This is a genomic window from Nocardioides proteolyticus, assembly GCF_051280635.3.
Classification (GTDB): Bacteria; Actinomycetota; Actinomycetes; order Propionibacteriales; family Nocardioidaceae; genus Nocardioides.
The window spans coordinates 1-26,082 of the sequence record NZ_JBNBPO030000019.1 but is presented as its reverse complement, the minus strand read 5'-3'; the positions used below and the strand labels follow the sequence as shown (position 1 = coordinate 26,082).

The window sequence follows — 26,082 nt, the reverse complement described above, 5'->3', positions numbered from 1 at the left end:
TCAGCTCGCGCGGTTCATCGTCCGCACGCCCACCCAGAGGCCGAGCGCGCCGACCACCAGGGACGCCCCGAACCCGGCGGCCACGGTGTCCACCGGGAAGGACCCGGCGAACAGGGCCCGCTCCGCGTCGACGACGTACCGCAGCGGGTTCACGTCGGCGGCCGCCTGCAGCCAGCCCGGTGCTCCGTCCAGCGGGAGCAGGACGCCGGCGAGCAGCAGCAGCGGGAAGATCACCGTCTGCTGCACGGTCCAGAACACCCACGCCTGGTCCTTCGCCGCGACGGCCAGGGCGAGGCTCAGCGCGCCCAGGCCGACGCTGAAGGGCACCAGGACGACCACACCGACCAGGACGCCCGGCAGGTGCAGGTCGAACGCGAAGGGCGTCACCGCGACGACGATGATCGCCGTCTGCAGGAGCAGCGGCACGGTCTCGCGGAGGGCCTTGCCGACCATCAGCGCCGACCTGCGCACCGGCGCGACGAGCAGCCGCTCGAAGGAGCCGCTGATGATCTCCTCGCTGAGGTTCGCCCCGGTGAAGGACGCGCTCATCAGCGCCGTCATCGCGACGATGCCCGGCACGAACCACTGCAGCGCCGACCCCTCGCCGGTGTCCGGCAGCAACGGCGCGAAGAGGCCGAGGAACACCAGCGGCTGCACCATCGCGAACAGCACCGACACCGGCTGGCGCAGCACGGGCTGGAGCTCGCGGACCAGCACGTGCCAGATGTCGGCGACGATGCCGACCGGCCCCGCCGCGATACGGGTACGACGGACGGCCGGTGCCGGCGCCGCGGTCATCTCGATCTCGATGGTCATGCTGCGTCTCCTTCGGTGAGGGCCTCGTCGGCGACGGGGCCGGAGGTCTGTGACTCACGCAGGCTGCGCCCGGTGAGGTTGAGGAACACGTCGTCGAGCGTGGGCCCGACGACCTCGAGCCGGGTGACCGGCGTGCCGGCCGCGGCCAGCTCGGCGACGAGGGTGGGTGCGGCGTCGCGGCCGAAGGGCGCGCGCACCGCGACGTGGGCGTCGGTGACGGTCACGTGCGCCCCGGGCAGCCGGTCGGCCCGGCGTGCGGCCGCGTGGGCGGCGTCCGGGTCGGCGAAGTCCATGCCGACCAGGTCGCCGAGCGCCGACTTGAGGCCGCCGGCGGTGTCGTCGGCGATCACCCGACCGTGGTCGATGACGATCACCCGGCCGGCGAGCGCGTCGGCCTCCTCCAGGTAGTGGGTGGTGAGCACTATCGTGGTGCCGAGCTCGGCGTTGAGCCGCCGGACCTGCTCCTGCAGGTTCACCCGGTTCTGCGGGTCGAGCCCGGTCGAGGGCTCGTCGAGGAACAGGATCGCCGGCTCCTGGACCAGGCCGATCGCCACGTCGAGCCGGCGGCGCTGGCCGCCGGAGAGCTGCGACACCGGCCGGTCCGCGTGCTCGGTGAGGTCGAAGGCCTCGAGCAGCTGGTCGGTGCGCATCCGGGCGTCCCGGGCCGACAGCCCGTGCCAGCGGGCCTGGCACAGCAGCTCGTCGCGGCCGCGGAACTGGTGGCCGGCCGCGTTGCCCTGGCCGACGTAGCCGATGGAGCGCCGTACGGCCGCACGGTCGCGCACCACGTCGTGGCCGGCCACCTCGGCGGAGCCCGCCGTCGGGGCGATCAACGTGGTGAGCATCCGCAGCGTCGTCGACTTGCCGGCGCCGTTGGGTCCGAGGAACGCGACGAGCTCGCCCGCCCCGACCTCCAGGTCGAGCCCGCGGACGGCCTCGATCGTCTGCTTGTTGCGGGTGAAGTGCCGGGTGAGCCCGGACGTCCGGATCACCGGACCGCCGAGGGCGCCGGCCGCCCCCGCCGCTCCGACCATTCCGACCGGTCCCACCGGTCCCACCGCACTGCCTGTTCTTGCCTGGTTGTTGTCCATGACTCCCACGCTAGGGAGCAATGCGGTCAGGTTCTGTCCTGATTCTCGCTAATCTTCGTGACATGAGCACGAGCGCCCGGATGCTTCGCCTGCTGTCGCTCCTCCAGACCCACCGGTTCTGGTCGGGCCAGGACCTGGCCGGCCGGCTCGAGGTCAGCGACCGCACCCTGCGTCGCGACGTCGACCGGCTCCGCGAGCTGGGCTACGACGTGGAGGCCGTGCGCGGCGCCGCCGGCGGCTACCAGCTGCGAGCGGGCGGCGCGCTGGCCCCGCTGCTGCTGGAGGACGACGAGGCGGTCGCCATCGCGGCCGGGCTCCGCTCGGCGGCCAACGGGGGCGTGCCCGGCCTGGAGGAGACCTCGGTGCAGGCGCTGACGAAGGTGATCGCCCTGATGCCGCCGCGCCTGCGCCGGCGGATGGACGCCGTGCACACCCAGACCGAGGGACTGCCCTGGACCGGCGGCCCGGCGCTCGACGCCGAGGTGCTGACCACCCTGGCCCAGGCGTGCCGCGACGGCGAGGTGCTCTCCTTCCCCTACACCGCCGCGGACGGGACCGCGAGCACGCGCCGCGTGGAGCCGCACCGCCTGGTCAACCTGGGCCGCCGCTGGTACCTCGCCGGCTACGACCGGGACCGCCAGGACTGGCGCTCCTTCCGGGTCGACCGGGTCGCCGGCGCCCCGCAGCCGACCGGCCTGCGCTTCCGGCCCCGCGAGATCCCCGGCGGCGACGCGCTGACCTTCGTCAACGAGGGGCTGCGCAGCCGCCCGCAGCGCTACCAGGTCCGCGCCCGGCTCGACGCCCCCGCGCCCGAGGTGACCGCCTACCTGGGCCGGTGGGGCACCGTCGAGCCGCTCCGGGACGACGGCTGCCGGCTGACGATGAACACCGAGAGCCTCGACTGGCCGGTCATGGTCCTCACCACCCTCGACTGCGACTTCACCGTCGAGGAGCCGGCCGAGCTGGTCGACCTGCTCGGCCGGGTCGGCCGGCGCTTCGTCGCTCAGCGCGGCGTGTAGACCCGGTCCCGCTCGCCGCGCACCCAGAGCGTGTCGGTCGTGTCGGTGCCCTGCGCCCGGAGCTCGCGCTTGAGCACCTTGTTGGTCGCCGTGCTCGGCAGCTCGTCGGCGATCCGCACGTAGCGCGGCCATGCCTTCGGCGACAGGTCCTGCTGGGCGTCGAGGAACGACCGGAGCTCCTCGGGCGTCAGGCTCGCGCCGTCCCGCAGGACCAGGGCGCACATCAGCTGGTCGCCGACGCGCTCGTCGGGGACGCCGTACACGGCGGCCTGGCTGATCGCCTCGTGCCGCAGCAGCAGCGCCTCGATCGGCGCCGCGGCGAGGTTCTCGCCGTCGACGCGGAGCCAGTCGCTGGTGCGCCCGGCCAGGTAGACGAAGCCGGCCTCGTCGCGGTAACCGAGGTCGCCCGACCAGTACATCCCGCCGTCGAGGCGCTCCTGGGTCGCCTTCTCGTCCTTGTAGTAGCCGGCGAAGAAGCCCGCGCCCGTCGTGTTGACGAGCTCGCCGACGCACTCGTCGAGGTTGGTGACCCGGCCGTGCTCGTCGAACACCGCGCGCGGGCATTCCTGCCGCGTCTCGCGGTCGTAGACCGCGACGCCCTCGAAGGGCACGCCGATCGAGCCGGGCGGGGTGTCCTCGGTGCGGGTGATGATCACCGCGGTCTCGGTCGAGCCGAAGCCGTCCCACACGGTGCACCCGAACCGCTCGGCGAACTGCTCGATGTCGCGGTCGGAGGCCTCGTTGCCGAAGGCCACCCGCAGCGGGTTGTCCTTGTCGTCCGGCTGCTCGGGGGTGGCGAGGACGTAGGCGAGCGGCTTGCCGACGTAGTTGAGGTACGTCGCGCCGTAGTCGCGGATGTCGTCGAGGAAGTGGCTCGCGCTGAACTGGGCCAGCGCGATCGCGGCACCGGACTTCGCGGCGACGGCGTAGCCGGCGAGGATCGCGTTGCTGTGGAAGAGCGGCATCGAGCAGTACGCGACGTCGTCGGGGGTCAGCCCGAACTTGTCCACCAGGGTCGCCCCCGACAGCACCACCATGAAGTTCGCGACCTGCACCGCCTTCGGGTCGCCGCTGGTGCCCGAGGTGAAGATCAGCATGAAGGTGTCCATCGTCTCGACGGTGCGGAACCCGTCGGTGGTACGCGGCGCGTCGGCCACCTGCTTGCGCCAGCCCTCCTCGTCGGTGTTGACCACCACCGCGCCGCCCAGGTCGAGCCCGTCGAGCAGGCCGACGTGCTCGTCGTCGGTGAGCAGCACCCGGCAGTCCGCCCGGCGCACGTCGGCCGCCAGCCCCTCCCCGCGCCGGGTCGCGTTGATCCCCACCGTGACGTGGCCGCCGATGGCCCCGGCGGCGATCGCCATCGCCATCTCCGGGGTGTTCTTCATCAGTGCGCCGACGTGTAGCGGCTCCGCGCCGCCGGCCATGCCGTGGAGGACGTGGGCGCGCGCGGCGCTCTCGCCGAGGTACTCGCGCCACGACCACACCCGGTCGCGGTACTTCAGCCCGGGGGTGTCGCGCTCGGCGTGCTCGAGGAGGAGGGCCTGGACGGTGTCAGACATGGGACGGCTCCGTTGCGGTCTCGGTGGAGGTGGCGGTGGAGGGAGCGGACAGGTGGCGGCGCAGGAAGTGCACCGCGTGCTCGCAGGCGCGGCGGTGGAACGGCTTGCCGGGGAACAGGTCGAAGTGGTCCCCGGGGTAGTGCCGGACCTCGGCACGGCCCGCGAAGGCGGCCTTGGCCGCGGCGTGCGGCGGGGCGCTGTTGTCGAAGTCGCAGATCTGGACGAGCCACGGCACGTCCAGGCGGCGGGCGTCCTTCGCCGGAGTGCGTCCGCCGAGCTCCATCACCACGTCGGCGGCGATCTCGTTGCGCCAGCTCGGTCCGGCGATCGAGAGGTAGTCCTCGTAGGCGCCCGGCAGGGTCAGCGCCCCCACCTCGCCGGGACGGGCCACCACCGGGATCATGGTGGGCGCCTGGCCGGCCCGACGTCGTACGGCCGAGGCGACGCCGCGGCCGGTCGACCTGAGCAGCTGCGCCGGCGAGTGGTGCCGGGCGGCCAGCCGGGCCGCGGCGAGCCCGTCCACGAGGGGCACGGCGGACACCACCGCGGCGACGTCGTCGCGGGCGGCGGCCACCGACACGACGTGCCCGCCGGCGAGCGAGATGCCCCAGAGCACCACACGCGCGGGGTCCACGCCGGGGAGCCGCTTCGCCGCGTCGACCGCGGCATGCCAGTCGGCGACCTGGCCGGCGATCGAGACCGACTGGCGCGGACTGCCCTCGCTCGCGCCGAACCCGCGGTAGTCGAAGGTGACCGCGGAGAAGCCGGCGGCGGCGAAGGCGGCGGCGAACTCCGTCAGGCCGGAGTCCTGCGTCCCGGCCAGGCCGTGCCCGAGCACGACCACGGGCACGGGTCCGGCGGACCCGTCGGCGGCGGGGTGGTGCGTGGCGGCGCAGGCCACGCCCTCGGACCGGAAGGTGAAGGTGGTGCTCACGGTGCACTCCTGTCGGTGCCGTAGATGCTGCGCATCCAGATGTGGGTCAGCGCGTCGATGTGCTGCTCGCGGGGCGGGCCCCCGCCGATGGCGTGGCGCTCGACCGCGTGGTCGTTGAGGTCGAGCAGGACGGCGGCGAGCCCCGCCGCGTCGGGACCGTCGGTGGCGTGGCCGGCGGCGCGCTCGCGCTGGATCATCTCGGCCACCATGCTCGCGAAGTCGGAGCGGCCCGCGTCCCAGACCTCGCGGACGTCCTGGTTGGTCGCCCGCGCCTCCAGGAGCGCGCGGTAGGTGTGCGGGGTCTTGTCGACGGAGTCGAAGAGCCGGGTGACCACGGCCCGGATCCGCGGCTCCGGCTCACCCTCGGCCTTGACCAGCAGGTCGGTGGCGTCCGACGCGTCGTCGTACAGGTCGGCCATCAGGGCCATCACGGCGACGGCCTTGCTCTCGAAGTAGAAGTAGAAGGCCGAGCGGGTGACGCCCGCGCGGCGGGAGATCTCCGCGACGTTGACCTCCTCGAGCGACTGCTCCCTGAGCAGCTCGTCGAGCGCCCGGAGCAGGGCGGTCCGACGGAGGTCGCCCCGGTTGACGCTGCGCCGGTCGACGAGCCTCGCCCAGGCGCGCTCCTCGTCGCTCACCCCGCCGCCCCGGCGGTCACCGGCCGGGCGGCGGCCGCGGCGGGTGCGCGTCGCGGCCTCGTGCGGGCACGCTCGCGGCCCGCCGGGATCTCCTTCACGCGCACGTCGTGCTCGTAGAGGAAGTAGTCGAGCTGCTGGGTGTGCCGGGGCCGCTGGACCATGTGGGCGGTGTAGAACTCCTGGTCCGCGGTGATCACCTCCTCCATCTCCGACTCGCTCGGCGGGGCGTACTGCCCCACCAGCCACGCCGCGACGAGCCGGGTCTGGCTCTCCACGAACGGGAACAGGGTCGGCGTCGCCTGGGCGAAGCCGACGAAGGCGAGGTCGTCGATGCCGGGCTTGAAGATCCGCTTGTAGAGCCGGATGTGGTTGTCGGGAGCGCTGATGAAGTCGGGGTCGAAGAAGGGGAAGGTGATGTTGTAGCCGGTGGCGTGGATGACCACGTCGAAGTCCTCGGCCGTCCCGTCGGCGAAGTGGACGGTGCTGCCGTCGAAGCGCTCGACGTCCCCCTTGGCCCGGAGGTCGCCGGAGCCCAGGCGCAGCGGCAGCTCCACGGACTGGGTGGGGTGCGCCTCGAAGAAGCGGTGGTTGGGCTCCGGCAGCCCGTAGTCCTGGGGGCGGCCCGCCGTCATCGGCTGCATCAGCTGGACGAACCTGCGCTGCCAGGCGAACGGGATGTGCGGCGAGGTCCGGTAGTACTTGTCGGCCGGCTTGCCGGCGAAGTACTTCGGCACGATCCAGGCGCTGGAGCGGGTGGAGATGACCACCTCGTTCTCGAGGGTCCGGCTGGAGAGCTCCACGGCGATGTCGGCGGCGCTGTTGCCGATGCCGATGATCAGGATCCGCTTGCCGCTCAGGTCGTACGGCGTGCGCGGGTCGATGTAGCTGTGCGAGTGCATGGTCGTGCCGGTGAAGTCCCCGGGCTTGTCGGCGAAGCGGGGGTCCCAGTGGTGGCCGTTGGCCACGACCAGCACGTCGAACCGGCGGATCCCGGTGCGCTGGGTCTCCAGCTCCCAGCCGCCGTCGGGCAGCCGCCTCGCGCTCAGCACGCCGTTCTCGAACTCGATGTCCTTGCGGATGTCGAAGGCGTCGGCGTAGCTGTCGAGGTAGGCCTTGATCTGCGTGTGGTGCGGGAAGTCGGGGTAGTCCTCGGGCATCGGGAAGTCCTTGAAGGACAGCTGGTGCTTCGAGGTGTCGATGTGCAGCGACCGGTAGGCGCTGCTGTGGCCGTTGGGGTTGCCGAAGGCCCAGTTGCCGCCCACCCGGTCGGAGGACTCGAAGGTGGTGAACTCCAGGCCGTAGTCGGCCAGCATCTTGCTCATCGTCAGGCCGCTGATGCCGGCGCCGATCACGGCGACCGTGGGACCACTCATGCCGAAACCCCTCTCGGACCCCCGCGGGCGGCCCTTGACAAACCGCTGTGACGACGGTCACGTTAGGGCTCGACCTGACACGTGTCAACAGGCGCCGACGAGCGTCAGACGAGGAGGTCCGGCATGGCCGGAGGACGGGTGAGCGTGGTGGTCGGGGGCGCCTCGGGACTGGGCGCGGCCACCGCCACGGCCCTGGCCGCGGCAGGACACCGGGTGGTCGTCGCCGACCTGCCCGGCACGACCGCCGACATCGCCGTCGACGTGACCGACGAGGCGAGCGTGGCGGCGCTCTTCGACGGCGTGGTGGCCGAGCACGGCGGCCTCCACGGGGTCGTCAACTGCGCCGGCGTCAGTACGCTCGCCCGCGTCGTCGACCACGACGCCGACGAGTGGCGGCGGGTCGTGGACGTCTGCCTCACCGGGGCGTTCCTCGTGCTCAAGCACGCCGGCCGGCGGGTCGCCGACGGCGGCGCGCTGGTCTCGCTGTCCTCCCTCAACGCCCGCCAGCCCGGCACCGGCCTCGCCGCCTACTGCGCCGCGAAGGCCGGCCTCGTGGCGCTCACCGAGGTCGCCGCCCTCGAGCTGGGCCCGCGCCGGGTGCGGGTCAACGCGGTGGCGCCGGGCCTGGTGGTGACCCCGCTGACCGCGCCCGCCATGGACATCCCCGGCGTGCGGGAGGAGTACGTCGCCAACACGGCGCTCGGGCGGCCCGGGGAGCCGGAGGAGGTGGCCGCCGCCGTCCGGTTCCTGCTGTCCGACGACGCCGCGTGGATCACCGGGGAGACGCTGGACATCAACGGCGGCGCCCACCTCAGGCGCTACCCCGACCTGGTCGGCCTCGTCGAGAAGGCGTTCTCGTGAGCGGGCTCGGCACGCTCGCCGGCCGCACCGCGATCGTCACGGGCGGGGGCTCCGGCATCGGTGCGGCGCTGACCCGCGCGCTCGTCGCGGCCGGCGCCGAGGTCGTCTGTGCCGACCTGGACCTCGCCGCCGCGGAGCGGACGGTCGCCCGGGTCTCGGGGCCCGGGTCCGCCCGCGCGTCGCGGGTGGACGTGACCCGGGCCCCGGAGGTCCAGCGGGCGGTGGACCACGTGGTCGCCGAGCACGGGCACCTGGACCTGATGTTCAACAACGCCGGGATCAGCCTGCTCGGCGACGCCGAGGCGATGACCCTCGACCAGTGGAACGCGATCATCGACGTCAACATCCGCGGCGTCGTGCACGGCGTCCACGCCGCCTACCCGCGGATGATCCGGCAGGGCCGCGGCCACATCGTCAACACCGCCTCGATGGGCGGACTGATGGCGGCCGGCCTGCTCACGTCGTACGTCATGACCAAGCACGCGGTCGTGGGCCTGTCCCTGGCGCTGCGCACCGAGGCGGCCTCGCACAACGTCGGCGTGACCGCGGTCTGCCCGGCGGCGGTCGACACGCCGATCCTCGACAAGGGCGAGCTCGGCCGGGTGCGGGGCCGTGACTACTTCCTGAAGGGACAGGGCATCCGGAGGCCGGTCGACCCCGACGTCCTCGCGGGCAAGGTGCTCGCGGCGGTGCTCGCCGACCGGCCGCTCGTGGTCGAGCCGGTCCAGGCTCGGCTCGCCTGGCGCCTCGGCCGGCTCTCCCCCGGCCTCGTGCTGCGCTCCGGGACGAGGTTCGTGGAGCGTCAGCGGGCGCGGGCGCGCTGAGCCAGGCCGGCGCGGCAGCCGGCCATCATCCGGGCGTGGTTCCAGGCGAGCAGCGGCCGGGCGACATACGACGCCAGGGCCAGCGTGCCGTGCGCGGTGACCTCCTGCCGGAAGTCCAGGCGGGTCCCGCCTCCGGCCGTCTCGGAGAGGTCGAACCGGGCGAACCCGGTGAGGTCGCCGCCGATCCCGACCTCCAGCGACGGTGGCGTGCGGGAGGTGGCCTCCAGCACCAGGTCCAGCGTGTACGGCAGCACCGCCCGGCAGCGCACCCAGGCCCGGTCCGTGTCCAGCCGGGCGACGGCACGCACCTGCGGCCACCACTCCGGGTAGCGCTCGAGGTCGACGACCGTGGCGGCGACCTCCGCGACGGGTGCGGCGACCTCCCAGGCCGAGGAGAACCGGTAGCGCGCCACCGGGCCATTGTGGCGGCCCCGCTCCAGCGACACCCGGGCACCGTCGCGGGCGCTAGCGTTCAACGCATGACCACGCCCGACGTCGACGTCCTGCTGAACCGCGCCCGGAGCTGGGCCGCCGAGGACCCCGACGAGCACACGGTGGCGGAGCTGCACGCCCTGGTCGCCGCCGCCGAGCAGGGCGACGGCGACGCGCTCGCCGACCTGACCGACCGGTTCCGCGGCACGCTGCAGTTCGGGACGGCCGGCCTCCGCGGGGCGCTCGGCGCCGGCCCCAACCGGATGAACCGGGTCGTCGTCATCCGGGCCGCGGCCGGCCTGGCGGCGTACCTCCTCGGCGAGGGGACGGAGCCGGGGACGCCCGTCGTCATCGGGTACGACGCCCGCCACAACTCCGACGTGTTCGCCCGGGACACCGCCGAGGTGATGGCCGGGGCGGGCCTGCGCCCGCTGCTGCTGCCGCGGCCGCTCCCCACGCCGGTGCTCGCCTACGCCATCCGGGAGCTCGGCTGCGCCGCGGGCGTGATGGTCACCGCGAGCCACAACCCGCCGCAGGACAACGGCTACAAGGTCTACCTCAGCGACGGCACCCAGATCGTGCCGCCCGCCGACACGGCGATCGCGGGCCGGATCGCCGCCGTCGGGTCGCTGGCGTCGGTCCCCCGGTCGCCGCTGGAGGCGACCGGCGGCCGGGTGCTCGACGAGGGGATCGTCGACGCCTACCTCGACACCGTCGCCGGCATCGCCGGGGACGGGCCGCGCGACCTCGCCGTCGTCTACACCCCGTTGCACGGCGTCGGCGCGGAGGCCCTGCCGGCGGTCCTCGAGACCGCCGGCTTCCAGGCGCCGCAGGTCGTGCCCGAGCAGGAGCGGCCGGACCCCGACTTCCCGACGGTGGCGTTCCCCAACCCCGAGGAGCCGGGTGCCATCGACCGCGCGGTGGCGCTCGCCGAGCGGACCGGCGCCGACCTGGTCGTGGCCAACGACCCCGACGCCGACCGGTGTGCGTGCGCCGTGCCCGGACCCGACGGGTGGCGGATGCTGCGCGGCGACGAGGTCGGCGCCCTGCTGGCCGACCACCTCCTGCGCGAGGGGCGCGCGGGGGTCTACGCGACCTCGATCGTCTCCTCCTCGCTGCTCGGTGCGATGGCGGCTGCGCACGGACAGCGCTACGAGGAGACGCTGACCGGGTTCAAGTGGATCGGCCGGCTGCCCGGCCTGGTGTTCGGCTACGAGGAGGCGCTGGGCTACTGCGTCGACCCACGCAACGTGGCCGACAAGGACGGCGTCTCCGCCGCCCTCGTGCTCTGCGAGGTGGCCGCGTCGGCGAAGGCAGCGGGCCGCACCCTGCTCGACCTCCTCGACGACATCGCGGTGCGCCACGGGCTGCACGCGACCGACCAGCTCTCGGTGCGGGTCAGCGACCTCGCCGAGATCGGGCACGCGATGGACCGGCTGCGCGCGACGCCGCCGGTCACCCTGGGCGCCGCGGCGGTGGAGTCGGCGGAGGACCTGAGCCTCGGCGCGGGCGGGCTGCCCCCCACCGACGGTCTGCGCTACCGCACCAGCGACGGCAGCCGGGTCGTCGTACGCCCGAGCGGGACGGAGCCGAAGCTCAAGTGCTACCTCGAGGTCGTCGTACCGGTGGTCGACGGCGACGTGGCGACCGCCCGGGCGGAGGCGGCGACCCGGCTGATCGCGCTGCGCACGGACGTCGCGGCCGCCGCCGGGATCTGAGCCGCCCCGCTCAGCGGAGCGCCAGCACCAGCACCGCGCCGCCCAGCACGACGAGCCCGGCGATCTCGGGCCAGGCCCAGGTGCGCCGCACGGGAGGCGGCTCCTCCGCCGTCACCTCGCGGGCAGCCTCGGCGAGGCGGTTCAGCTTCTCCTCGACCAGCCAGCCGAAGGGCCGGTCGGCCGCGAGGGCGGCGTGGCCGCGCTGCTCGTCGCGACCCAGCTGGCGCCGGCTGCTGCCCATCCCGCTGCCGACGAACCGGCGCTCGTCGGCCCGCACCACGGTGACCTGGCTGATCCGCACGTCGGTCACCCGGGCGAGCGGGATCAGGTCGGTGTGCAGCATGTTGCGCAGCTCGAGCACCCGACCCCGCACCAGCACGGCCGGGCGCACCAGCACCACCCAGAGCGCGACCCCGACGAGCAGGGTGAGCGGCCACAGCCACGGCGCGAAGTCCGCGGCCGGGTCGAGCACGCCGTAGGCCAGGAACGCCGCCACACCGACCAGGCCGAGGAACCCCGCCCCGCGGCCGCCCGCGCTGAACCGCTCGACCTCCTCGACGCCTTCGTCCCTCACGACCGGCAACCCTATGCTGGACCGGTGACAGCCTCCGCACCCACCGACCCGTCGCCAGGCCTGTCGGCCTACGCCGACGTGACGAACAGCGAGGCATCGCTGCGCCGCTTCCTGCACGGCCTGCCCGGCGTCGACCAGGTCGGCGCCGAGGCCCGCGCCGCCGCGCTCGGCACCCGCTCGATCAAGACCACCGCCAAGGCCTGGGCGCTCGACCTCGCGATCCGGATGGTCGACCTCACCACGCTCGAGGGCCAGGACACCCCCGGCAAGGTCCGCGCCCTCGCCAGCAAGGCGCTGCGCCCCGACCCGGCCGACCCGTCCTGCCCACCGGTCGCGGCGGTGTGCGTCTACGGCGACCTGGTGCCCGAGGTGAAGTCGGTCGTGGGCGACCGGGTCAACGTCGCCGCCGTCGCGACGGCCTTCCCGAGCGGCCGGGCCTCGCTGGAGGTGAAGCTCGCCGACACCCGCGATGCGGTCGCAGCGGGCGCCGACGAGATCGACATGGTCATCGACCGGGGCGCCTTCCTCGCCGGCCGCTACCTCCAGGTCTTCGAGGAGATCGTCGCGACCCGGGAGGCCTGCGCCCGGGCGGACGGCTCCCACGCCCACCTCAAGGTCATCTTCGAGACCGGCGAGCTGCAGACCTACGACAACGTCCGCCGCGCGTCGTGGCTGGCGATGCTCGCGGGCGCGGACTTCATCAAGACCTCGACCGGCAAGGTGCAGCCGGCCGCCACGCTGCCGGTGACCCTGGTCATGCTCGAGGCGGTCCGCGACTTCCGCGACGCGACCGGCGTGCAGGTCGGCGTGAAGCCCGCCGGCGGCATCCGCACCGCCAAGGACGCGATCAAGTACCTGGTGACGGTCAACGAGGTCGCCGGCGACGACTGGCTGACGCCCGACTGGTTCCGGTTCGGCGCCTCCACCCTGCTCAACGACCTGCTGATGCAGCGCACCAAGATCGCCACCGGGCGCTACAGCGGCCCCGACTACTTCACCCTGGACTGAGCTGTCATGGTTTTCGAGTACGCACCCGCGCCCGAGTCGCGCAGCATCGTCGACATCAAGGCGTCCTACGGCCTGTTCGTCGACGGCGAGTTCGTCGACGGGCACGGCCCGTCCTTCAAGACGATCAACCCGGCCACCGAGGAGACCCTCGCCGAGGTGGCGGAGGCCGACGGGGCCGACGTCGACCGCGCCGTCCGAGCCGCGCGGCGGGCGTTCCGCGGATGGTCCCGGATGCCCGGCAAGGAGCGCGCCAAGTACCTGTTCCGGATCGCGCGCATCATCCAGGAGCGGGCCCGCGAGCTGGCGGTCCTGGAGACCATCGACAACGGCAAGCCGATCAAGGAGAGTCGCGACGTCGACGTCCCGCAGGTCGCCGCCAACTTCTTCTACTACGCCGGCTGGGCCGACAAGCTGTCGTACGCCGGTCTCGGCCGCGAGCCGCAGCCCCTGGGCGTCGCCGGGCAGGTGATCCCGTGGAACTTCCCGCTGCTGATGCTGGCGTGGAAGGTGGCGCCGGCGCTGGCGTGCGGCAACACCGTCGTGCTGAAGCCCGCGGAGACCACGCCGCTGACCGCCCTGCTGTTCGCCGAGATCTGCCAGCAGGCCGACCTGCCGCCGGGCGTGGTCAACGTCGTGACCGGCGCCGGGGCCACCGGCCAGGCCGTCGTCGCGCACCCCGACGTCGACAAGGTGGCCTTCACCGGCTCCACCGAGGTCGGCAAGGCGATCGCCCGGGCCGTCGCCGGCACGAACAAGTCGGTGACCCTCGAGCTCGGCGGCAAGGCCGCCAACATCGTCTTCGACGACGCCCCCATCGACCAGGCGGTCGAGGGCATCGTCAGCGGCATCTTCTTCAACCAGGGCCACGTGTGCTGCGCCGGCTCGCGCCTGCTCGTGCAGGAGTCCGTCGCCGAGGAGGTGCTGGGCCGGCTCAAGCGGCGGATGGGCGCGCTGCGCGTCGGCGACCCGCTCGACAAGAACACCGACATCGGCGCCATCAACTCCGCCGAGCAGCTCTCCCGGATCCGCGAGCTCGCCGGGGCCGGCGACGCCGAGGGGGCCGAGCGCTGGTCGCCGGAGTGCGACCTGCCCTCCTCGGGCTACTGGTTCCCGCCGACGCTGTTCACCGGCGTCACCCAGGCCCACCGAATCGCCCGCGAGGAGATCTTCGGCCCGGTGCTGTCGGTGCTCACCTTCCGCACGCCCAGCGAGGCGGTCGAGAAGGCGAACAACACCCCCTACGGGCTGTCCGCGGGCGTCTGGACCGAGAAGGGCTCGCGGATCCTGCACATGGCCGACCGGCTCCGGGCCGGGGTGGTGTGGGCCAACACCTTCAACAAGTTCGACCCCGCCAGCCCGTTCGGCGGCTACAAGGAGTCCGGCTACGGCCGCGAGGGCGGACGCCAGGGCCTCGCCTCCTACCTGAAGGGAGCCGACGCCTGATGGCACGCATCGACGTCCGCAAGACCTACAAGCTCTACATCGGCGGGGCGTTCCCGCGGTCGGAGTCGGGCCACTCCTACGAGGTGCTCGACGGCAAGGGGAGGTTCGTGGCCAACGCCTCGCTGGCGTCGCGCAAGGACGCGCGGGACGCCGTGGCAGCCGCACGCAAGGCCTTCGGCGGCTGGTCCGGACGCACCGCCTACAACCGCGGCCAGGTCGTCTACCGGATCGCCGAGGTGATGGAGGACCGGCGCCCGCAGTTCGAGGAGGCGGTCCGGCTCTCCGAGGGCGCGTCGGCCGCCGCTGCCCGCAGCCAGGTGGACGCCGCGGTCGACCGGCTGGTCTGGTACGCCGGCTGGGCCGACAAGCTCGCCCAGGTGGTCGGCAACGCCAACCCGGTCGCCGGCCCCTTCTTCAACCACACCGCCCCCGAGCCGACCGGCGTCGTCGCGGTGCTCGCCCCGCAGGCCTCCTCGCTGCTGGGCCTGGTCTCGGTGGTCGCGCCCGTGGTCGTCACCGGCAACACCGCGGTGGTCGTGTCGTCGTACGGCCGTCCGCTGCCGGCCGTCACCTTCGCCGAGGTGCTGGCCACCTCCGACGTGCCCGGCGGCGTGGTCAACCTGCTCACCGGCGACGCGGCCGTGCTGGGCCCCTGGCTGGCCGGCCACATGGACGTCAACGCCATCGACCTCGCCGGCGTGGCCGGGCACCCCGACGCCGCCACGCTCGCCGTCGAGCTCGAGGTCGCCGCCGCCGACAACCTCAAGCGGGTACGACGCGCGCCGGCCGCCGAGCCCGACTGGACCGCCGAGCCGGCCCTGACCGCGATGACGGCGTTCCTCGAGACCAAGACCGTCTGGCACCCGATCGGCGTGTAGCGGACGCGGCCGCCCGTCGGGCTGGTGATCGACCCGTTCTTACTCCGGCAGCACCGCCCGCAGCACCCGCAACGTGTTGCCGCCCATGATCGCGGCGATCTCGTCGTCGTCGTACCCGCGGTCGACGAGCTCCTGGGTGAGGGCGGCGAGCTGGCTGGTGTCCCAGCCGACGGTGGTGGCGCCGTCGAAGTCGCTGCCGAGGGCGGCGGCCTCGATGCCGCCGACCCGCACGACGTGGTCGATGGCGTCGACCACCGCGTCGGTGGTGCGGGCGCAGACGGCCGCGTTCCAGTAGCCGACGCCGACGACGCCCCCGGTCGCCGCGACGCCGCGGATCTCCTCGTCGGTGAGGTTGCGGTTGACCTCGCAGGTGGCCTGGACGCCACCGTGGCTGAGCACGAGCGGCTTGGTCGCCAGCACGAGCATCTCGGCGACGGCCACGTGGCTGGCGTGCGCGATGTCGACGACGATGCCCCGGCGCTCCATCTCCGCGAACACCTCGCGGCCGAGGTCGGTCAGGCCGCCCTTGTCGACGCCGTGCATGGAGCCGGCGACCTCGTTGTCGAAGAAGTGCGTGAACCCGGCCATCCGCATCCCGGCGTCGTAGAGCCGGTCGAGGTTGTCGAGGTCGCCCTCGAGGTTGTGCAGCCCTTCCACGGAGAACAGGGCGCCGGTCACGTCCTTGCCGGCCTCACGGTCGGCGAGCAGCTGGTCGAGGTCGTCGCGGGTGCGGACCAGCACGAGCTCGCCGCCGGACTCGCGCGCGGCGTCCTCGAGCTTCTCGGCGTGGTAGAGCGACCGCTGCAGCAGCGAAGTCCAGGTGCGGGGCGGCTGCAGCTGGGCGATGGTGAGCAGCGTGATGTTGTCGCTGTCGGCGCTGTTGCTGTCGTAGTTCTGGCCCTTCGGCGACTTCGAGACCGAGGAGAAGACCTGGAGCGCGACGTTGCCGTCCTGCAGCCGGGGCAGGTCCATGTGGCCCCGGTCGGAGCGGTCGAGCAGGTCGCGGTCCCACATCAGCGTGTCGGAGTGCATGTCGACCACGTGCAGCGAGTCGTGGAGGCGCTGCGTCTCCGGGGTGACCTCCGGAAGCTCGGCGGGGACGATGCGGTTGCGCATCCCCTCCACCACGCCCGGCGCGAGCGCGAAGAACGCGATCGTGCCCACGACGACGAGACCCGCGCCGGAGAGCAGGACCAGCCGCAGCCTGCGGCGTCTCAGGAGACCCATCCCAGGGACGTTAGCGGTCGACGGGCCGCCCGGCGGCGAGATCCGCTGCGCGTCGTACGACGTCCGCGGGGACGTCGCCGTGGGAGTCGGCGGCCGACACCGTGCCGGTCGCGGTCCGCACCAGCGGGATGTGTCCGCCCCAGGTCCCGGCCGCCACGTCGGCCGGCTCGTCGACCGGATCACCGGTGCGGACCTTCATGGAGGCCTCCGCGAGCGGCACCGCGAGCACGGCGGTCGCGGCCAGCTCCTTGCGGGTGCTGGGCCGGAGCGTCGCCGCGCGGCCGGGCACCATGTGGTCGACGATCAGGTCGAGCGCGTGGCGCCGCTCGGCGTCGTCGTCGACCGACCGGGCCTGCCCGATCACCACCGCCGACCGGTAGTTCATCGAGTGGTGGAAGGCGGAGCGCCCGGCGACCAGTCCGTCGAGCTCGGTCACGGTGACGCACACCGTGGCGCCGACCGCGGCCCGGAGCCACCCGGCCGCGACCGAGCCGTGCAGGTAGAGGCTGCCGCCGTCGTCAGGCCCCTCGAGGTCGACGGCGTAGGCGGTGGGCAGCACGACGGGATGCTCGCCGACGACGACCCCGAGGTGGGCGACGAGCGCCTCCTCCAGGAAGCGGTGCAGGTCGGCGCGCCGGGAGACCATCCGGTTGCGCCCCCGGTTGATCCGGGTACGACGGGTCGGGGACAGGGTCAGCTCCACGCTCATGGCCCTAGACTGGCCGAGAAGTGGCCCCCATTCACGGGCCACTTATCGGCCACTTCGACAGGACACTTCGGATGACCAACACGCTCGCCGTCGACCTCGACCGCGGCGACCCGCGCCCCCTCGGCGGCCAGCTCGCCGACGCCATCCGTCGCCAGGTCACCGACGGCCGGCTCGCCGCCGGCGACCGGCTGCCGAGCTCGCGCGCGCTGGCTGCCGACCTCGGCGTCGCCCGAGCGGTCACCGAGCAGGCCTACGGACAGCTCGTCGCCGAGGGCTGGCTGGAGGGCAGGCACGGGTCCGGCACCTTCGTCTCCGCGAGCGCGCCGGCCGGTCCGGCGGGACCCGCTGGGCCGACCGGGCCGACCGGGCCCGCGCGGCGTGGGCGGACCCCGTGGGAGCGGCGTGCCCGCTCCGCGCCGTCGCTGGTCCGGCTCGACGCCGGGACGCCGTGGATCGACCCGCGGCACGCCGCGCTCTGGCGGCGGGCGTGGCGCGACGTCGCCGCTGCGCGCCAGCCCGCGGACTACGGCGACCCGCGGGGCCTTCCGGAGCTGCGGGAGGAGCTGGCCGCGCGGCTGGGTCGCACCCGCGGCGTGGAGTGCGATCCCGACGAGGTGCTGGTGACCGCGGGAACGGCCGACGGCCTCCGCCACCTCCTGCGGGTGCTCGGCCCGGGCGCGGTCAGCGTCGACGACCCCGGCTACCGCGCCGCCGTCGAGACGGTCCGGCTCTCCGGGCGGGACGTCGTCGACGTCCCCGCGGCCACCTCGCCACCCACGGCCGATCTGCTGCAGGGGTGCGCGGCCGCCTACGTGACACCGGCGCATCAGCACCCCCTGGGGCTGACCATGCCGGGCACCGCCCGGATCGCCCTGCTGGAGGCCGCCCGGACGAGTGGTGCGCTGGTGGTCGAGGACGACTACGACTCCGAGTTCCGCTACGACGTGGCCCCGGTGCCGGCACTGGCCGCGCTCGACCGGGATCGGGTGGCGTATCTCGGGACGGCCAGCAAGACGGTCGCCCCCAGCATGCGGCTGGGCTGGCTGGTCCCGCCGCCGGGCCTGCTGGAGCCACTGAACCGGATCCGGGCCATCACCCACGACACCGCCTCATGGCCCGTCCAGCGGGCCTTCCTCTCCCTCCTCCGCGACGGCTACGTCGACAAGGTCGTCCGCTCCGCGCGCCGCGTGTACGCCGAGCGCGCCGCCCGGGTCACCGCTGCGCTGGCCCCCCACGGCACGACCCACGGGCCCGTGGCCGGCATGTATGCGACGGTCGAGCTCTCCCGGGCGGACGCCGAGCGGGCGCACCTGGCCGCTCGCCGCGCCGGGTACGACGTCCCGCTGCTGGCCCCCTACTGCCGCTCGGTGGTGCGCCACGGCCTGGTGGTGGGCTTCGGTGGCTGCACCGACGCCCAGCTCGACGAGGCGCTGGCCGTGGTCACCCGCGAACTGGAGAGCTGATCGGCGCGCGGCATAGGCTCGTCGGGTGGCTGCCCGCGTGATCGTCCTCGCCGGCCCTTCCGGGGCCGGGAAGTCGCGGCTCGCCGAGCGGCTCGAGCGGGCCTGCGGCTGGCCCACGCTGCGCCTGGACGACTTCTACCGCGACGGCGACGAGCCGGGACTCCCGCGGATCGCCGAGGGCGCGAACGCGGGGCTGGTCGACTGGGACCACCCCGGCACCTGGCACCACGAGGACGCGATCGCGGCGCTGCTCCGGCTGTGCGAGACCGGCGTCGCCGACATCCCCGTCTACTCCATCTCCGGCAGCCGCCGCACCGGCACGCAGCACGTCGACCTGCGCGGCGCCACCCGGTTCTGCGCGGAGGGGATCTTCGCGGCCGAGGTGGTCGAGGAGTGCCGGCGTGCGGGGGTGCTCGCGGCGGCGTACTGCGTGACCCAGCACCCGCTCCTCACCTTCTGGCGCCGCCTGACCCGCGACCTGCGCGAGCACCGCAAGCCCCCGCTGGTGCTGCTCCGTCGGGGCGTCGCCCTGGCGCGGGCGCAGCGGCACGTGGTCCGTCGGGCGACCGCCGCCGGCTGCCGCACCGCCTCCGGCGACCGCGCGTTCGTCGAGCTCTGCCGATCGGAGGGCGAGCATGCACTGGCCGGCTGACCTCGATCCCGCCGACCTGCGCCAGCCCGACCGGCGCACCTGCGGCGCGGCGACCGCGCTGGCGGCGCGCGCCATCCTCGAGGGCTGGCGTCCGGTCGACCCGCCGAGCGAGATCCTCGCCGAGCACCGCCGGCTCACCTCCGTCGGCAGCGCCCGCGGCCGCCTCCAGCTCCCATGGCTCCGCGCGCTCGGCACGCCGCCGTGGGCGCTGGTCAACCTGATGCGCTCACTGACCGGGATGGGCATCGCCACCGTGTCGGCCCGCCCGCGGCCCGCCATCGCCTACCTCGTGCTCCGTGAGCAGCTCTCCGACCGGCCCGTCGTGGTCTACCTCGGCAACCGCTGGCTGCCGCGGCACGTCGTGCTCGCCGTCGGGTCGACGCCCGAGGGGATCGAGGTCTTCGACCCGGCCGCCGGACGGATCGTGCAGGTCGACGAGGAGCGCTGGACCCGGCACCGGGTCGGCGTGGCCGGCTGGAGCCACTTCTGGTTCGTGGTCTGAGCCAGCCGCGTTCGTTCAGGTTGGCCTACGAGCCGCGCTGAGGGGTGACCAGTCCGGTCTCGTAGGCGATGACGACGAGTTGGACCCGGCCACGGGCACCGAGCTTGCCCATCACGTTGCTCACGTGGGTCCGCGCCGTGGCGGGACTGAGGAAGAGGGCTTCGCCGATCTCGTGGTTGCTCATGCCTTGCCCGACCAGAGCGAGGACCTCTCGTTCGCGATCGGTCAACACCGACAGGGTCTCTGCGCCGGCGTCGGCTGCGTTGCGCTGGGCCGTGAGCTCCGAGATCAGCCTCCGCGTGATCCGGGGTGCCACCAACGCGTCCCCCGCGGCGACCACGCGGACCGCGTGCAGCAGCTCCGTGGGGCCGGCGTCCTTGAGCAGGAAGCCGCTGGCGCCGGCTGCCAGAGCGCCGAAGACGTAGGCGTCTGTGTCGTAGGTGGTGAGGATCAGGATCCGGGTCTGTTGGAGTCCGGGTGTCTTGACGATCTCGGTGGTGGCCTCGATCCCGTCGAGCGTGGGCATCCGGATGTCCATGAGCACCACGTCGGGGCGGGCGCTCCGGGCGAGGGCGATCGCCGCGGCGCCGTCACCGGCCTCCCCGACGACCTCGATGTCGTCCACCGACTCGAGGAGGACTCGAAAGCCGGACCGCACCAGGCCTTCGTCATCGACGAGGATCACTCTGATCGGCCGGTCCTCGAGCGCAGAGCCTGCCGTCATCACGGCGCCGCCCCGACCGGTGCCACCGGAAGCCTGGCGCGAACCTCGAAACCGCCCTCCGGTCGGGGGCAGGCGAGGAACTCGCCACCCAGGAGCTCGCAGCGCTCCCGCATGCCGAGGATTCCGCGGCCCGGCTCGTCCGACCTTCCTCGGGGCTGCCGATCGTCGTCTCCCTCGTCGTTGACCACGCGCACCTCCAGCTGGTCGCCATCCGGAGCAACCGAGACCCGGACCCGTGCCGGGCCGACGTGGCGGATCACGTTGGTGATCGACTCCTGGATGATCCGGTAGACGGCGCTGTCCACAGCGCTGGGGAGCGGATCGAGTGGTCGGGAGACGTCAAGGTCGACCTCCAGCCCGGCGTCGCGAGCAGTCACCTCCAGGTCCGGAATCTGGTCGATGCCCGGGTGCGGCGTCCGGCCGTTGTGGGGGTCGCTGAGGACGCCGAGGATCGTCCGCATCTCACGCAACGCTCGCGAGCTGGTGATCTCGATCGCCTCGAGGGTCTCCCGGGCCCGTTCGGGCTGCCTGTCGAGAAGGTGCGCTGTGACGCCGGACTGGACGTTGATCACCGCGATGGCATGCGCGACGGTGTCGTGGACCTCGCGGGCGATTCGCAGGCGTTCGGCGTCGACTCTTCGTTGTGCCTCGATCTCCCGGGTCTGCTCGGCCCGCTCCGCACGGGCCACCGCATCGGCGATGATCACGCGACGAGACCGGATCGACTCACCGAGCGCGACGCAGAGGCCCAGCGAGGCCACCCGGAAGAACACCCATCCTTGCCCTTCACCCCCGGCCTCGGGGCCCACCGTCAGCCAGATGGCGGCCATGGCGCCGATCGCGCCGCCTGCGATCAACAGCGATCGGCGACCGTCGCCGCGCGAGGCCATCGTGTACCCCGCGACCCAGCATCCGAGCATTGCCGGTCCCTCAGCGAAGTCGAGCAGGTAGTAACCGGTGGCCGCGACGGTCGCCACCACGAATGCACCCGTCGGGAACTGGCGGCGGACCAGAAGTACCAGGCCACTGACGAGCACACATCCGGTGCCCAGGTGCCAGAGCTCGTCGGCCCTCCATACGACGAACGCCAGCATGACCGCGGTCGCACCCGCCGCGAGCACGGCGTCCTGTGTCGTCATCAGGCGCTCGGGCATGGCTGCGCGGTGCACAGCTCGATCCTAGGAGTTCCCGATGTCTCGTGGGTACGACGAGAGGCGGGACCAGTCGGCCATCGACTACGCCGGAAGGCGTAGCAGTAGCCGCGATTCGTCCGATGCCGGAACCTCACCGACGGCGCCACTCTCGATCCGTCACCCACCAGACGGAGGCGCAGATGTCTGCAGGATCACGCATGGATCGCGTGGCCGGATTCGCCCAGCGCCATCACCGGATCGCCTTGGTCGCATGGCTCATCGTGCTCACCGGCGTCACGGCGGTGGCGCGGGTGGCCGGCGACGACTACAGCAACGGCAGCGACCTCGGCCTGCCCGGGACCCAGTCGCAGGAGCTGGCCGACCTGCTCGAGGAACACGCCCCCGACATGTCGGGCGACAGTGTCACCGTCGTGGTCCACGACCGGCGAGGCTGGGACGCTGCGGTCGATCTGCACGCCCTCATCGATGACCTCGGCGCCGTGGACCGGGTCGAGGCGGTCACGCCACCCGGCGCACTACCCGGGACGGTGTCACCGGACGGCACCGTCGGACTGATGGACGTGGCGCTGGAAGGGGCGAGGGGCAGCGCGGACACCGCGACGTACGAAGAGATCATCGGGATCGCGGAGGCTCACGCGGTCGACGGGATCCGCGTCGACGTCGCCGGGCAGGGCATCAGGAAGAGCCAACAGGGTGAGGGGATGGGCGCCGAGGCCGCCGGGCTGCTCGCCGCGCTGGTCATCCTGGTGCTCATGTTCGGCTCGTTCCTGGCAGCGAGCCTTCCGTTGCTGACCGCGTTGTTCGCGGTCGGCACCGCCCTCGCCCTGGTGACCTTCCTGTCGCACCTGATCTCCGTCCCCGACTACACGACGGCGCTGCCGGTCCTGATCGGGCTGGGAGTCGGAATCGACTACGCCCTGCTGCTCTTCACCCGACTGCGCAGCGAGCTGCTGTCCGGCGCCAGCTGGACGGTCGCGACGTCGAAGGCGCTCGACACCGCCGGGCGCGCCGTCCTCTTCGCCGGTCTCAGCGTGATCCTGGCCCTGCTGGGCCTGGTGGTTCTCGACATTCCGGCCTACCAGGGCGTTGTCGCCGCAGTCATCCTCACGGTGCTGGTCACCATGGTGGCCTCCCTCTCCCTGTTGCCCGGGCTGCTCGCGCTCTTCGGTCCTCGGCTCGAGCGCCGGGTTCGCGAACATGCCAGGAAGGCACGACGCGAGCCCGGCAGCCGGTGGCGGCAGTGGGGCCGGCTGGTCCAGCGGCACCCCGTCGGCGCGCTCGTGGTCTCGGTGCTCGCGCTGGGTGCCCTCACGGCCCCAGCGCTGGAGCTGCAGCTGGGCTTCAACGACGCGGGCAACGACCCGGAGTCCTCGACCACCCGGGCGGCGTACGACCTGGTCAGCGAGAAGTTCGGTCCCGGTGCCAACGGGCCGCTGCTGGTGGTGACCGAGGGCTCATCGGCCGAGGCGCAGGCGGCGTACGACCATCTCCGCCGTGACGACCGCATCGTCGGCGAGCGGCTGACCCCGCCGATGCCGGTCGCCGACGGCGTCCACCTGATGCGGGTCGAGCCCACGACCGGTCCGCAGGACCACGCGACCGCGGACCTGGTCACCGATCTGCGTGCCGACCTGGGCGACGCAAACCTCGTGGGCGGTGCAACCGCGGCCAGCGTGGACTACGCCGAGGCGATCGCCGACCGGTTCTGGTTGTTCGTCACCGCGGTGGTGGGGCTTGCGTTCGCGCTCCTGCTGTGTGTCTTCCGGTCGCTGCTGATCCCGATCAAGGCTGCGGTGCTCAATATCCTCTCGATCGGCGCCGCGATGGGCGCGATGAAGCTGGTCTTCCAGGACGGCCGCCTCTGGGCGGAGGCCGGTCCGATCGAAGCATTCGTGCCGGTCTTCATCTTCGCGATCGTCTTCGGGCTCTCCATGGACTACGAGGTCTTCCTGCTCGCCCGGATCCGGGAGATCTGGGTGGCGACGGGCGACGCACAGCATGCGGTCCGTGAGGGTCTCGCGCACACCGGAGGAGTGATCACCGCGGCAGCAGCCGTGATGGTGGTGGTCTTCGGTTCGTTCGCACTCTTCCCCGACCGGATGCTCGCTCAGACCGGCTTCGCGATGGCGATCGCCATCCTCCTCGACGCGGTGGTGATCCGCTGCTTGATGGTGCCCGCCGCCATGCGCCTGTTCGGTGAGCGAGCGTGGTGGCTCCCGGGCTGGCTCGACCGGCTGCTGCCTCAACTGCAGGTGGAAGGCCACTCGACACTCGAGGCAGGCGGCGACGTCGCGGCGAGCCCGGCACCCGAACCGACACGTTGAAGGGAGCACGACCATGGACATCACGACGGTGGCACCGTTCGCAGTCGCAGCAGCCTCAGGAGGCTACGAGCTCACCACAGGCCGGATCGGAAGCGTGGCCGCTGCACTCGCGGCCCTCACTGGGCTGGGCATCGGCGTGTGGGCGGTGACGCGGGCGTCGCGCGGACCGGCGCTGGCGAGCGTGGCGTTGGGGTTGATCGGCGTGCTGGGCGGTGGTCTCGTGATCGCCGCGAGTGACGGTGGGCCCGGCACCGGCGGCGGTGTGGTCGGCGGCGCTGTCGCGGTTGCCTCGGGACTTGCGAGCATGATGGTCGGCGGTTGGGCTGTGCGCCGCTCCCGGGAGTGACCGTGGCCGGTGGAGCGGCTCCATCGCCTCGTCGCTCAGGCGCCCCGCGCCGGCGAGGCGTGTGCGGCTCGCTAGCCGGCCCGCTCGGCGTACCACGGCTTGATGGTCTCCATGATCAGCCGGTAGCGCTCGTCGTACGGCAGGAACGCCGACTTCATCGCGTTCACGGTCAGCCACTCCACCTCGCGCAGGCCGTAGCCGAAGGCGTCGCGCAGCAGGCCGAGCTCGCGGGAGAGCGACGTCCGGCTCATCAGCCGGTTGTCGGTGTTCACGGTCACCCGGAACCGCAGGTCGGCCAGCAGCTTGATCGGGTGCTCCTCGATGGAGGGCGCCGCGCCGGTCTGCACGTTGGACGACGGGCACATCTCGAGCGGGATCCGCTTGTCCCTGACGTACGACGCCAGCCGCCCCAGCTCCGCGCCGCTCGCCGCGCCCGCGCCCGTCGACACCTTGATGTCGTCGACGATCCGGACGCCATGGCCGAGCCGGTCGGCGCCGCAGAACTGGACCGCCTCCCAGATCGACGGCAGGCCGAAGCCCTCGCCGGCGTGGATGGTGAAGTGGAAGTTCTCGCGCTGGAGGTACTCGAACGCGTCGAGGAACCGGGTCGGGGGGAAGCCGGCCTCGGGACCGGCGATGTCGAAGCCCACCACACCCCGGTCGCGCCAGCGGATCGCGAGCTCGGCGATCTCCATCGCCCGCGCCGCCTGCCGCATCGCGGTGAGCAGGTGGCGGACGATGATCCGGCCGCCCGAGGCCGCCATCCCCTCCTCGAAGCCCTGCTGCACGGCGGCCACGACGTCCTCGAGCTCCAGTCCGCCCTCCACGTGGAGCTCGGGCGCATAGCGGATCTCCGCGTAGACCACGCCGTCGGCGGCGAGGTCCTCGGCGCACTCCCGGGCGACGCGGGTCAGCGCCGACGCCGTCTGCATCACGCCCACGGTGTGCGCGAACGTCTCCAGGTAGCGCTCGAGCGAGCCGGAGTCGGCGGCCTCGGCGAACCACGTCTCCAGGGCCTCGTGGTTGCTCTCCGGCAGCGCGTGCCCGCTCTCGGCGGCGAGCTCGACGATCGTGGCCGGCCGCAGGCCACCGTCGAGGTGGTCGTGGAGGAGCACCTTGGGCGCCGCCCGCAGCAGGTCGTCCGGCAGGCCGCGTGTAGGTTCCATGTTCGCATTCTTACTCCCCCGACCACAGCGCAGGAGCACCACATGCGGGTCTTCACCACGTTCGACGAGCTGACCGCCACGGCCGGGGAGACCCTCGGCACCAGCGACTGGGTGGAGATCACCCAGGAGCGGGTCGACCGGTTCGCCGACGCCACCGGTGACCACCAGTGGATCCACGTCGACGTCGAGCGGGCCGCGGACGGCCCCTTCGGCGGCACCATCGCCCACGGCTACCTCACCCTGTCGCTGGTCCCGTGGCTCGGCTCCTCGATCTTCGAGATCAACACCCCCGGCGCCAAGCTCAACTACGGCGTCAACAAGGTCCGCTTCCCCCACCCCGTGCTCGTCGGCAGGCGGATCCGGCTCACCGTCGCCCTCGGCGAGGTCACCGAGATCCCCGCCGGCTACCAGGTCACCCTCCAGCACACCGTGGAGATCGAGGACGAGCCGAAGCCGGCGATGGTCGCCGAGAGCGTCGTGCTGCTGCTCCCCTGACCCCTCCACCCGGGGATTCGGCTCGAGGGACGCTCCTATGGATCGTCAATCCCTGATTGGTCCTGATTCGAGTAGGCGGTAGAGGTCGCGGGCGATGTAACGCTTGAGGCAGCGTTTGATCTCGCGGCTGGTCTTGCCCTCGCTGGTGCGGC

General features: G+C 72.9%; 26 protein-coding genes. 13 read left to right on the top strand and 13 right to left on the bottom strand.

Going from position 1 to position 26,082, the window contains the following annotated elements:
- Complete coding sequence (locus ACPOLA_RS12445; protein WP_435770759.1) at positions 1 to 816, bottom strand: ABC transporter permease; 816 nt, start codon at positions 814 to 816, stop codon at positions 1 to 3.
- Positions 813 to 1,907 carry an ATP-binding cassette domain-containing protein gene (locus ACPOLA_RS12440; RefSeq protein WP_435770758.1) on the bottom strand — a complete coding sequence of 365 codons (1,095 nt, stop codon included), beginning with the start codon at positions 1,905 to 1,907 and terminating at the stop codon, positions 813 to 815. The genes ACPOLA_RS12445 and ACPOLA_RS12440 overlap by 4 nt, the downstream gene beginning before the upstream one ends.
- Before the next feature lie 62 nt (positions 1,908 to 1,969).
- Between ACPOLA_RS12440 and ACPOLA_RS12435 the strand changes: the two genes are divergently transcribed.
- Positions 1,970 to 2,926 (top strand): helix-turn-helix transcriptional regulator, encoded by a 957-nt coding sequence (locus ACPOLA_RS12435; protein WP_435770757.1) that lies wholly within the window; start codon positions 1,970 to 1,972, stop codon positions 2,924 to 2,926.
- Here ACPOLA_RS12435 and fadD1 read toward each other — a convergent pair.
- From fadD1 to ACPOLA_RS12415, 4 genes are read right to left on the bottom strand one after another with little or no spacing between them, the layout of a single operon-like run.
- On the bottom strand, positions 2,911 to 4,485 hold the full coding sequence (gene fadD1 / locus ACPOLA_RS12430) for a fatty-acid--CoA ligase FadD1 (protein ID WP_435770756.1): 1,575 nt from the start codon (positions 4,483 to 4,485) through the stop codon (positions 2,911 to 2,913). The genes ACPOLA_RS12435 and fadD1 overlap by 16 nt on opposite strands.
- A complete protein-coding gene (locus tag ACPOLA_RS12425; RefSeq protein ID WP_435770755.1) occupies positions 4,478 to 5,419 on the bottom strand; it encodes an alpha/beta hydrolase in 942 nt (313 codons plus the stop codon). The genes fadD1 and ACPOLA_RS12425 overlap by 8 nt, the downstream gene beginning before the upstream one ends.
- On the bottom strand, positions 5,416 to 6,057 hold the full coding sequence (locus ACPOLA_RS12420) for a TetR/AcrR family transcriptional regulator (protein ID WP_435770754.1): 642 nt from the start codon (positions 6,055 to 6,057) through the stop codon (positions 5,416 to 5,418). The genes ACPOLA_RS12425 and ACPOLA_RS12420 overlap by 4 nt, the downstream gene beginning before the upstream one ends.
- Positions 6,054 to 7,430, bottom strand: coding sequence for a flavin-containing monooxygenase (locus ACPOLA_RS12415; protein WP_435770753.1), 1,377 nt, complete (start codon positions 7,428 to 7,430; stop codon positions 6,054 to 6,056). The genes ACPOLA_RS12420 and ACPOLA_RS12415 overlap by 4 nt, the downstream gene beginning before the upstream one ends.
- A gap of 123 nt (positions 7,431 to 7,553) precedes the next feature.
- Between ACPOLA_RS12415 and ACPOLA_RS12410 the strand changes: the two genes are divergently transcribed.
- A complete protein-coding gene (locus tag ACPOLA_RS12410; RefSeq protein WP_435770752.1) occupies positions 7,554 to 8,291 on the top strand; it encodes an SDR family oxidoreductase in 738 nt (245 codons plus the stop codon).
- Positions 8,288 to 9,115 carry an SDR family oxidoreductase gene (locus ACPOLA_RS12405; RefSeq protein WP_435770751.1) on the top strand — a complete coding sequence of 276 codons (828 nt, stop codon included), beginning with the start codon at positions 8,288 to 8,290 and terminating at the stop codon, positions 9,113 to 9,115. The genes ACPOLA_RS12410 and ACPOLA_RS12405 overlap by 4 nt, the downstream gene beginning before the upstream one ends.
- On the opposite strand, the gene ACPOLA_RS12400 is transcribed toward ACPOLA_RS12405, so the two are convergent.
- Positions 9,094 to 9,528, bottom strand: coding sequence for an SRPBCC family protein (locus ACPOLA_RS12400; protein WP_435770750.1), 435 nt, complete (start codon positions 9,526 to 9,528; stop codon positions 9,094 to 9,096). The genes ACPOLA_RS12405 and ACPOLA_RS12400 overlap by 22 nt on opposite strands.
- Positions 9,529 to 9,594: 66 nt before the next feature.
- Between ACPOLA_RS12400 and ACPOLA_RS12395 the strand changes: the two genes are divergently transcribed.
- Positions 9,595 to 11,265, top strand: coding sequence for a phospho-sugar mutase (locus ACPOLA_RS12395; RefSeq protein WP_435770749.1), 1,671 nt, complete (start codon positions 9,595 to 9,597; stop codon positions 11,263 to 11,265).
- Positions 11,266 to 11,275: 10 nt separating this feature from the next.
- On the opposite strand, the gene ACPOLA_RS12390 is transcribed toward ACPOLA_RS12395, so the two are convergent.
- Positions 11,276 to 11,839: a hypothetical protein gene (locus ACPOLA_RS12390; protein WP_435770748.1), complete on the bottom strand. Its 564-nt coding sequence runs from the start codon at positions 11,837 to 11,839 to the stop codon at positions 11,276 to 11,278.
- A gap of 24 nt (positions 11,840 to 11,863) precedes the next feature.
- On the opposite strand from ACPOLA_RS12390, the gene deoC reads away from it, so the two are divergent.
- The 3 genes from deoC to ACPOLA_RS12375 are packed head-to-tail and all read left to right on the top strand — an operon-like array spanning position 11,864 to position 15,168.
- Positions 11,864 to 12,847: a deoxyribose-phosphate aldolase gene (gene deoC, locus ACPOLA_RS12385; RefSeq protein ID WP_435770747.1), complete on the top strand. Its 984-nt coding sequence runs from the start codon at positions 11,864 to 11,866 to the stop codon at positions 12,845 to 12,847.
- A gap of 6 nt (positions 12,848 to 12,853) precedes the next feature.
- Positions 12,854 to 14,290, top strand: a complete 1,437-nt coding sequence (locus ACPOLA_RS12380) for an aldehyde dehydrogenase family protein (protein ID WP_435770746.1) — start codon at positions 12,854 to 12,856, stop codon at positions 14,288 to 14,290.
- Positions 14,290 to 15,168 carry an aldehyde dehydrogenase family protein gene (locus ACPOLA_RS12375; protein ID WP_435770745.1) on the top strand — a complete coding sequence of 293 codons (879 nt, stop codon included), beginning with the start codon at positions 14,290 to 14,292 and terminating at the stop codon, positions 15,166 to 15,168. Before ACPOLA_RS12380 ends, ACPOLA_RS12375 begins: the two co-directional genes overlap by 1 nt.
- 39 nt (positions 15,169 to 15,207) lie before the next feature.
- Here the strand turns inward: ACPOLA_RS12375 and ACPOLA_RS12370 are convergent, their stop codons facing one another.
- Both ACPOLA_RS12370 and ACPOLA_RS12365 read right to left on the bottom strand, forming a co-directional pair.
- Entirely contained in the window at positions 15,208 to 16,395 is a 1,188-nt protein-coding gene (locus ACPOLA_RS12370) for a dipeptidase (RefSeq protein WP_435770744.1), read from the bottom strand.
- Positions 16,396 to 16,405: 10 nt separating this feature from the next.
- A complete protein-coding gene (locus ACPOLA_RS12365; RefSeq protein ID WP_435770743.1) occupies positions 16,406 to 17,104 on the bottom strand; it encodes a pyridoxamine 5'-phosphate oxidase family protein in 699 nt (232 codons plus the stop codon).
- A gap of 71 nt (positions 17,105 to 17,175) precedes the next feature.
- Here ACPOLA_RS12365 and pdxR point away from each other — a divergent pair, with 71 nt between their 5' ends.
- From pdxR to ACPOLA_RS12350, 3 genes are read left to right on the top strand one after another with little or no spacing between them, the layout of a single operon-like run.
- Positions 17,176 to 18,567, top strand: coding sequence for a MocR-like pyridoxine biosynthesis transcription factor PdxR (gene pdxR, locus ACPOLA_RS12360; RefSeq protein ID WP_435770742.1), 1,392 nt, complete (start codon positions 17,176 to 17,178; stop codon positions 18,565 to 18,567).
- Between the two features lie 25 nt (positions 18,568 to 18,592).
- Positions 18,593 to 19,219: an ATP-binding protein gene (locus ACPOLA_RS12355; protein ID WP_435770741.1), complete on the top strand. Its 627-nt coding sequence runs from the start codon at positions 18,593 to 18,595 to the stop codon at positions 19,217 to 19,219.
- A complete protein-coding gene (locus ACPOLA_RS12350) occupies positions 19,203 to 19,721 on the top strand; it encodes a hypothetical protein (RefSeq protein ID WP_435770740.1) in 519 nt (172 codons plus the stop codon). The genes ACPOLA_RS12355 and ACPOLA_RS12350 overlap by 17 nt, the downstream gene beginning before the upstream one ends.
- 25 nt (positions 19,722 to 19,746) lie before the next feature.
- On the opposite strand, the gene ACPOLA_RS12345 is transcribed toward ACPOLA_RS12350, so the two are convergent.
- Positions 19,747 to 20,445, bottom strand: a complete 699-nt coding sequence (locus ACPOLA_RS12345) for a response regulator (protein WP_435770739.1) — start codon at positions 20,443 to 20,445, stop codon at positions 19,747 to 19,749.
- Complete coding sequence (locus tag ACPOLA_RS12340) at positions 20,445 to 21,614, bottom strand: sensor histidine kinase (protein ID WP_435770738.1); 1,170 nt, start codon at positions 21,612 to 21,614, stop codon at positions 20,445 to 20,447. Before ACPOLA_RS12340 ends, ACPOLA_RS12345 begins: the two co-directional genes overlap by 1 nt.
- Positions 21,615 to 21,796: 182 nt before the next feature.
- On the opposite strand from ACPOLA_RS12340, the gene ACPOLA_RS12335 reads away from it, so the two are divergent.
- Both ACPOLA_RS12335 and ACPOLA_RS12330 read left to right on the top strand, forming a co-directional pair.
- Complete coding sequence (locus ACPOLA_RS12335) at positions 21,797 to 23,923, top strand: MMPL family transporter (protein ID WP_435770737.1); 2,127 nt, start codon at positions 21,797 to 21,799, stop codon at positions 23,921 to 23,923.
- Positions 23,924 to 23,936: 13 nt separating this feature from the next.
- Positions 23,937 to 24,269, top strand: a complete 333-nt coding sequence (locus ACPOLA_RS12330; protein ID WP_435770736.1) for a DUF6223 family protein — start codon at positions 23,937 to 23,939, stop codon at positions 24,267 to 24,269.
- A gap of 71 nt (positions 24,270 to 24,340) precedes the next feature.
- Here the strand turns inward: ACPOLA_RS12330 and ACPOLA_RS12325 are convergent, their stop codons facing one another.
- Positions 24,341 to 25,435 (bottom strand): adenosine deaminase, encoded by a 1,095-nt coding sequence (locus ACPOLA_RS12325; RefSeq protein WP_435770735.1) that lies wholly within the window; start codon positions 25,433 to 25,435, stop codon positions 24,341 to 24,343.
- A gap of 42 nt (positions 25,436 to 25,477) precedes the next feature.
- On the opposite strand from ACPOLA_RS12325, the gene ACPOLA_RS12320 reads away from it, so the two are divergent.
- Entirely contained in the window at positions 25,478 to 25,930 is a 453-nt protein-coding gene (locus ACPOLA_RS12320; RefSeq protein ID WP_435770734.1) for a MaoC family dehydratase, read from the top strand.
- Positions 25,931 to 26,082 lie beyond the last annotated feature (152 nt).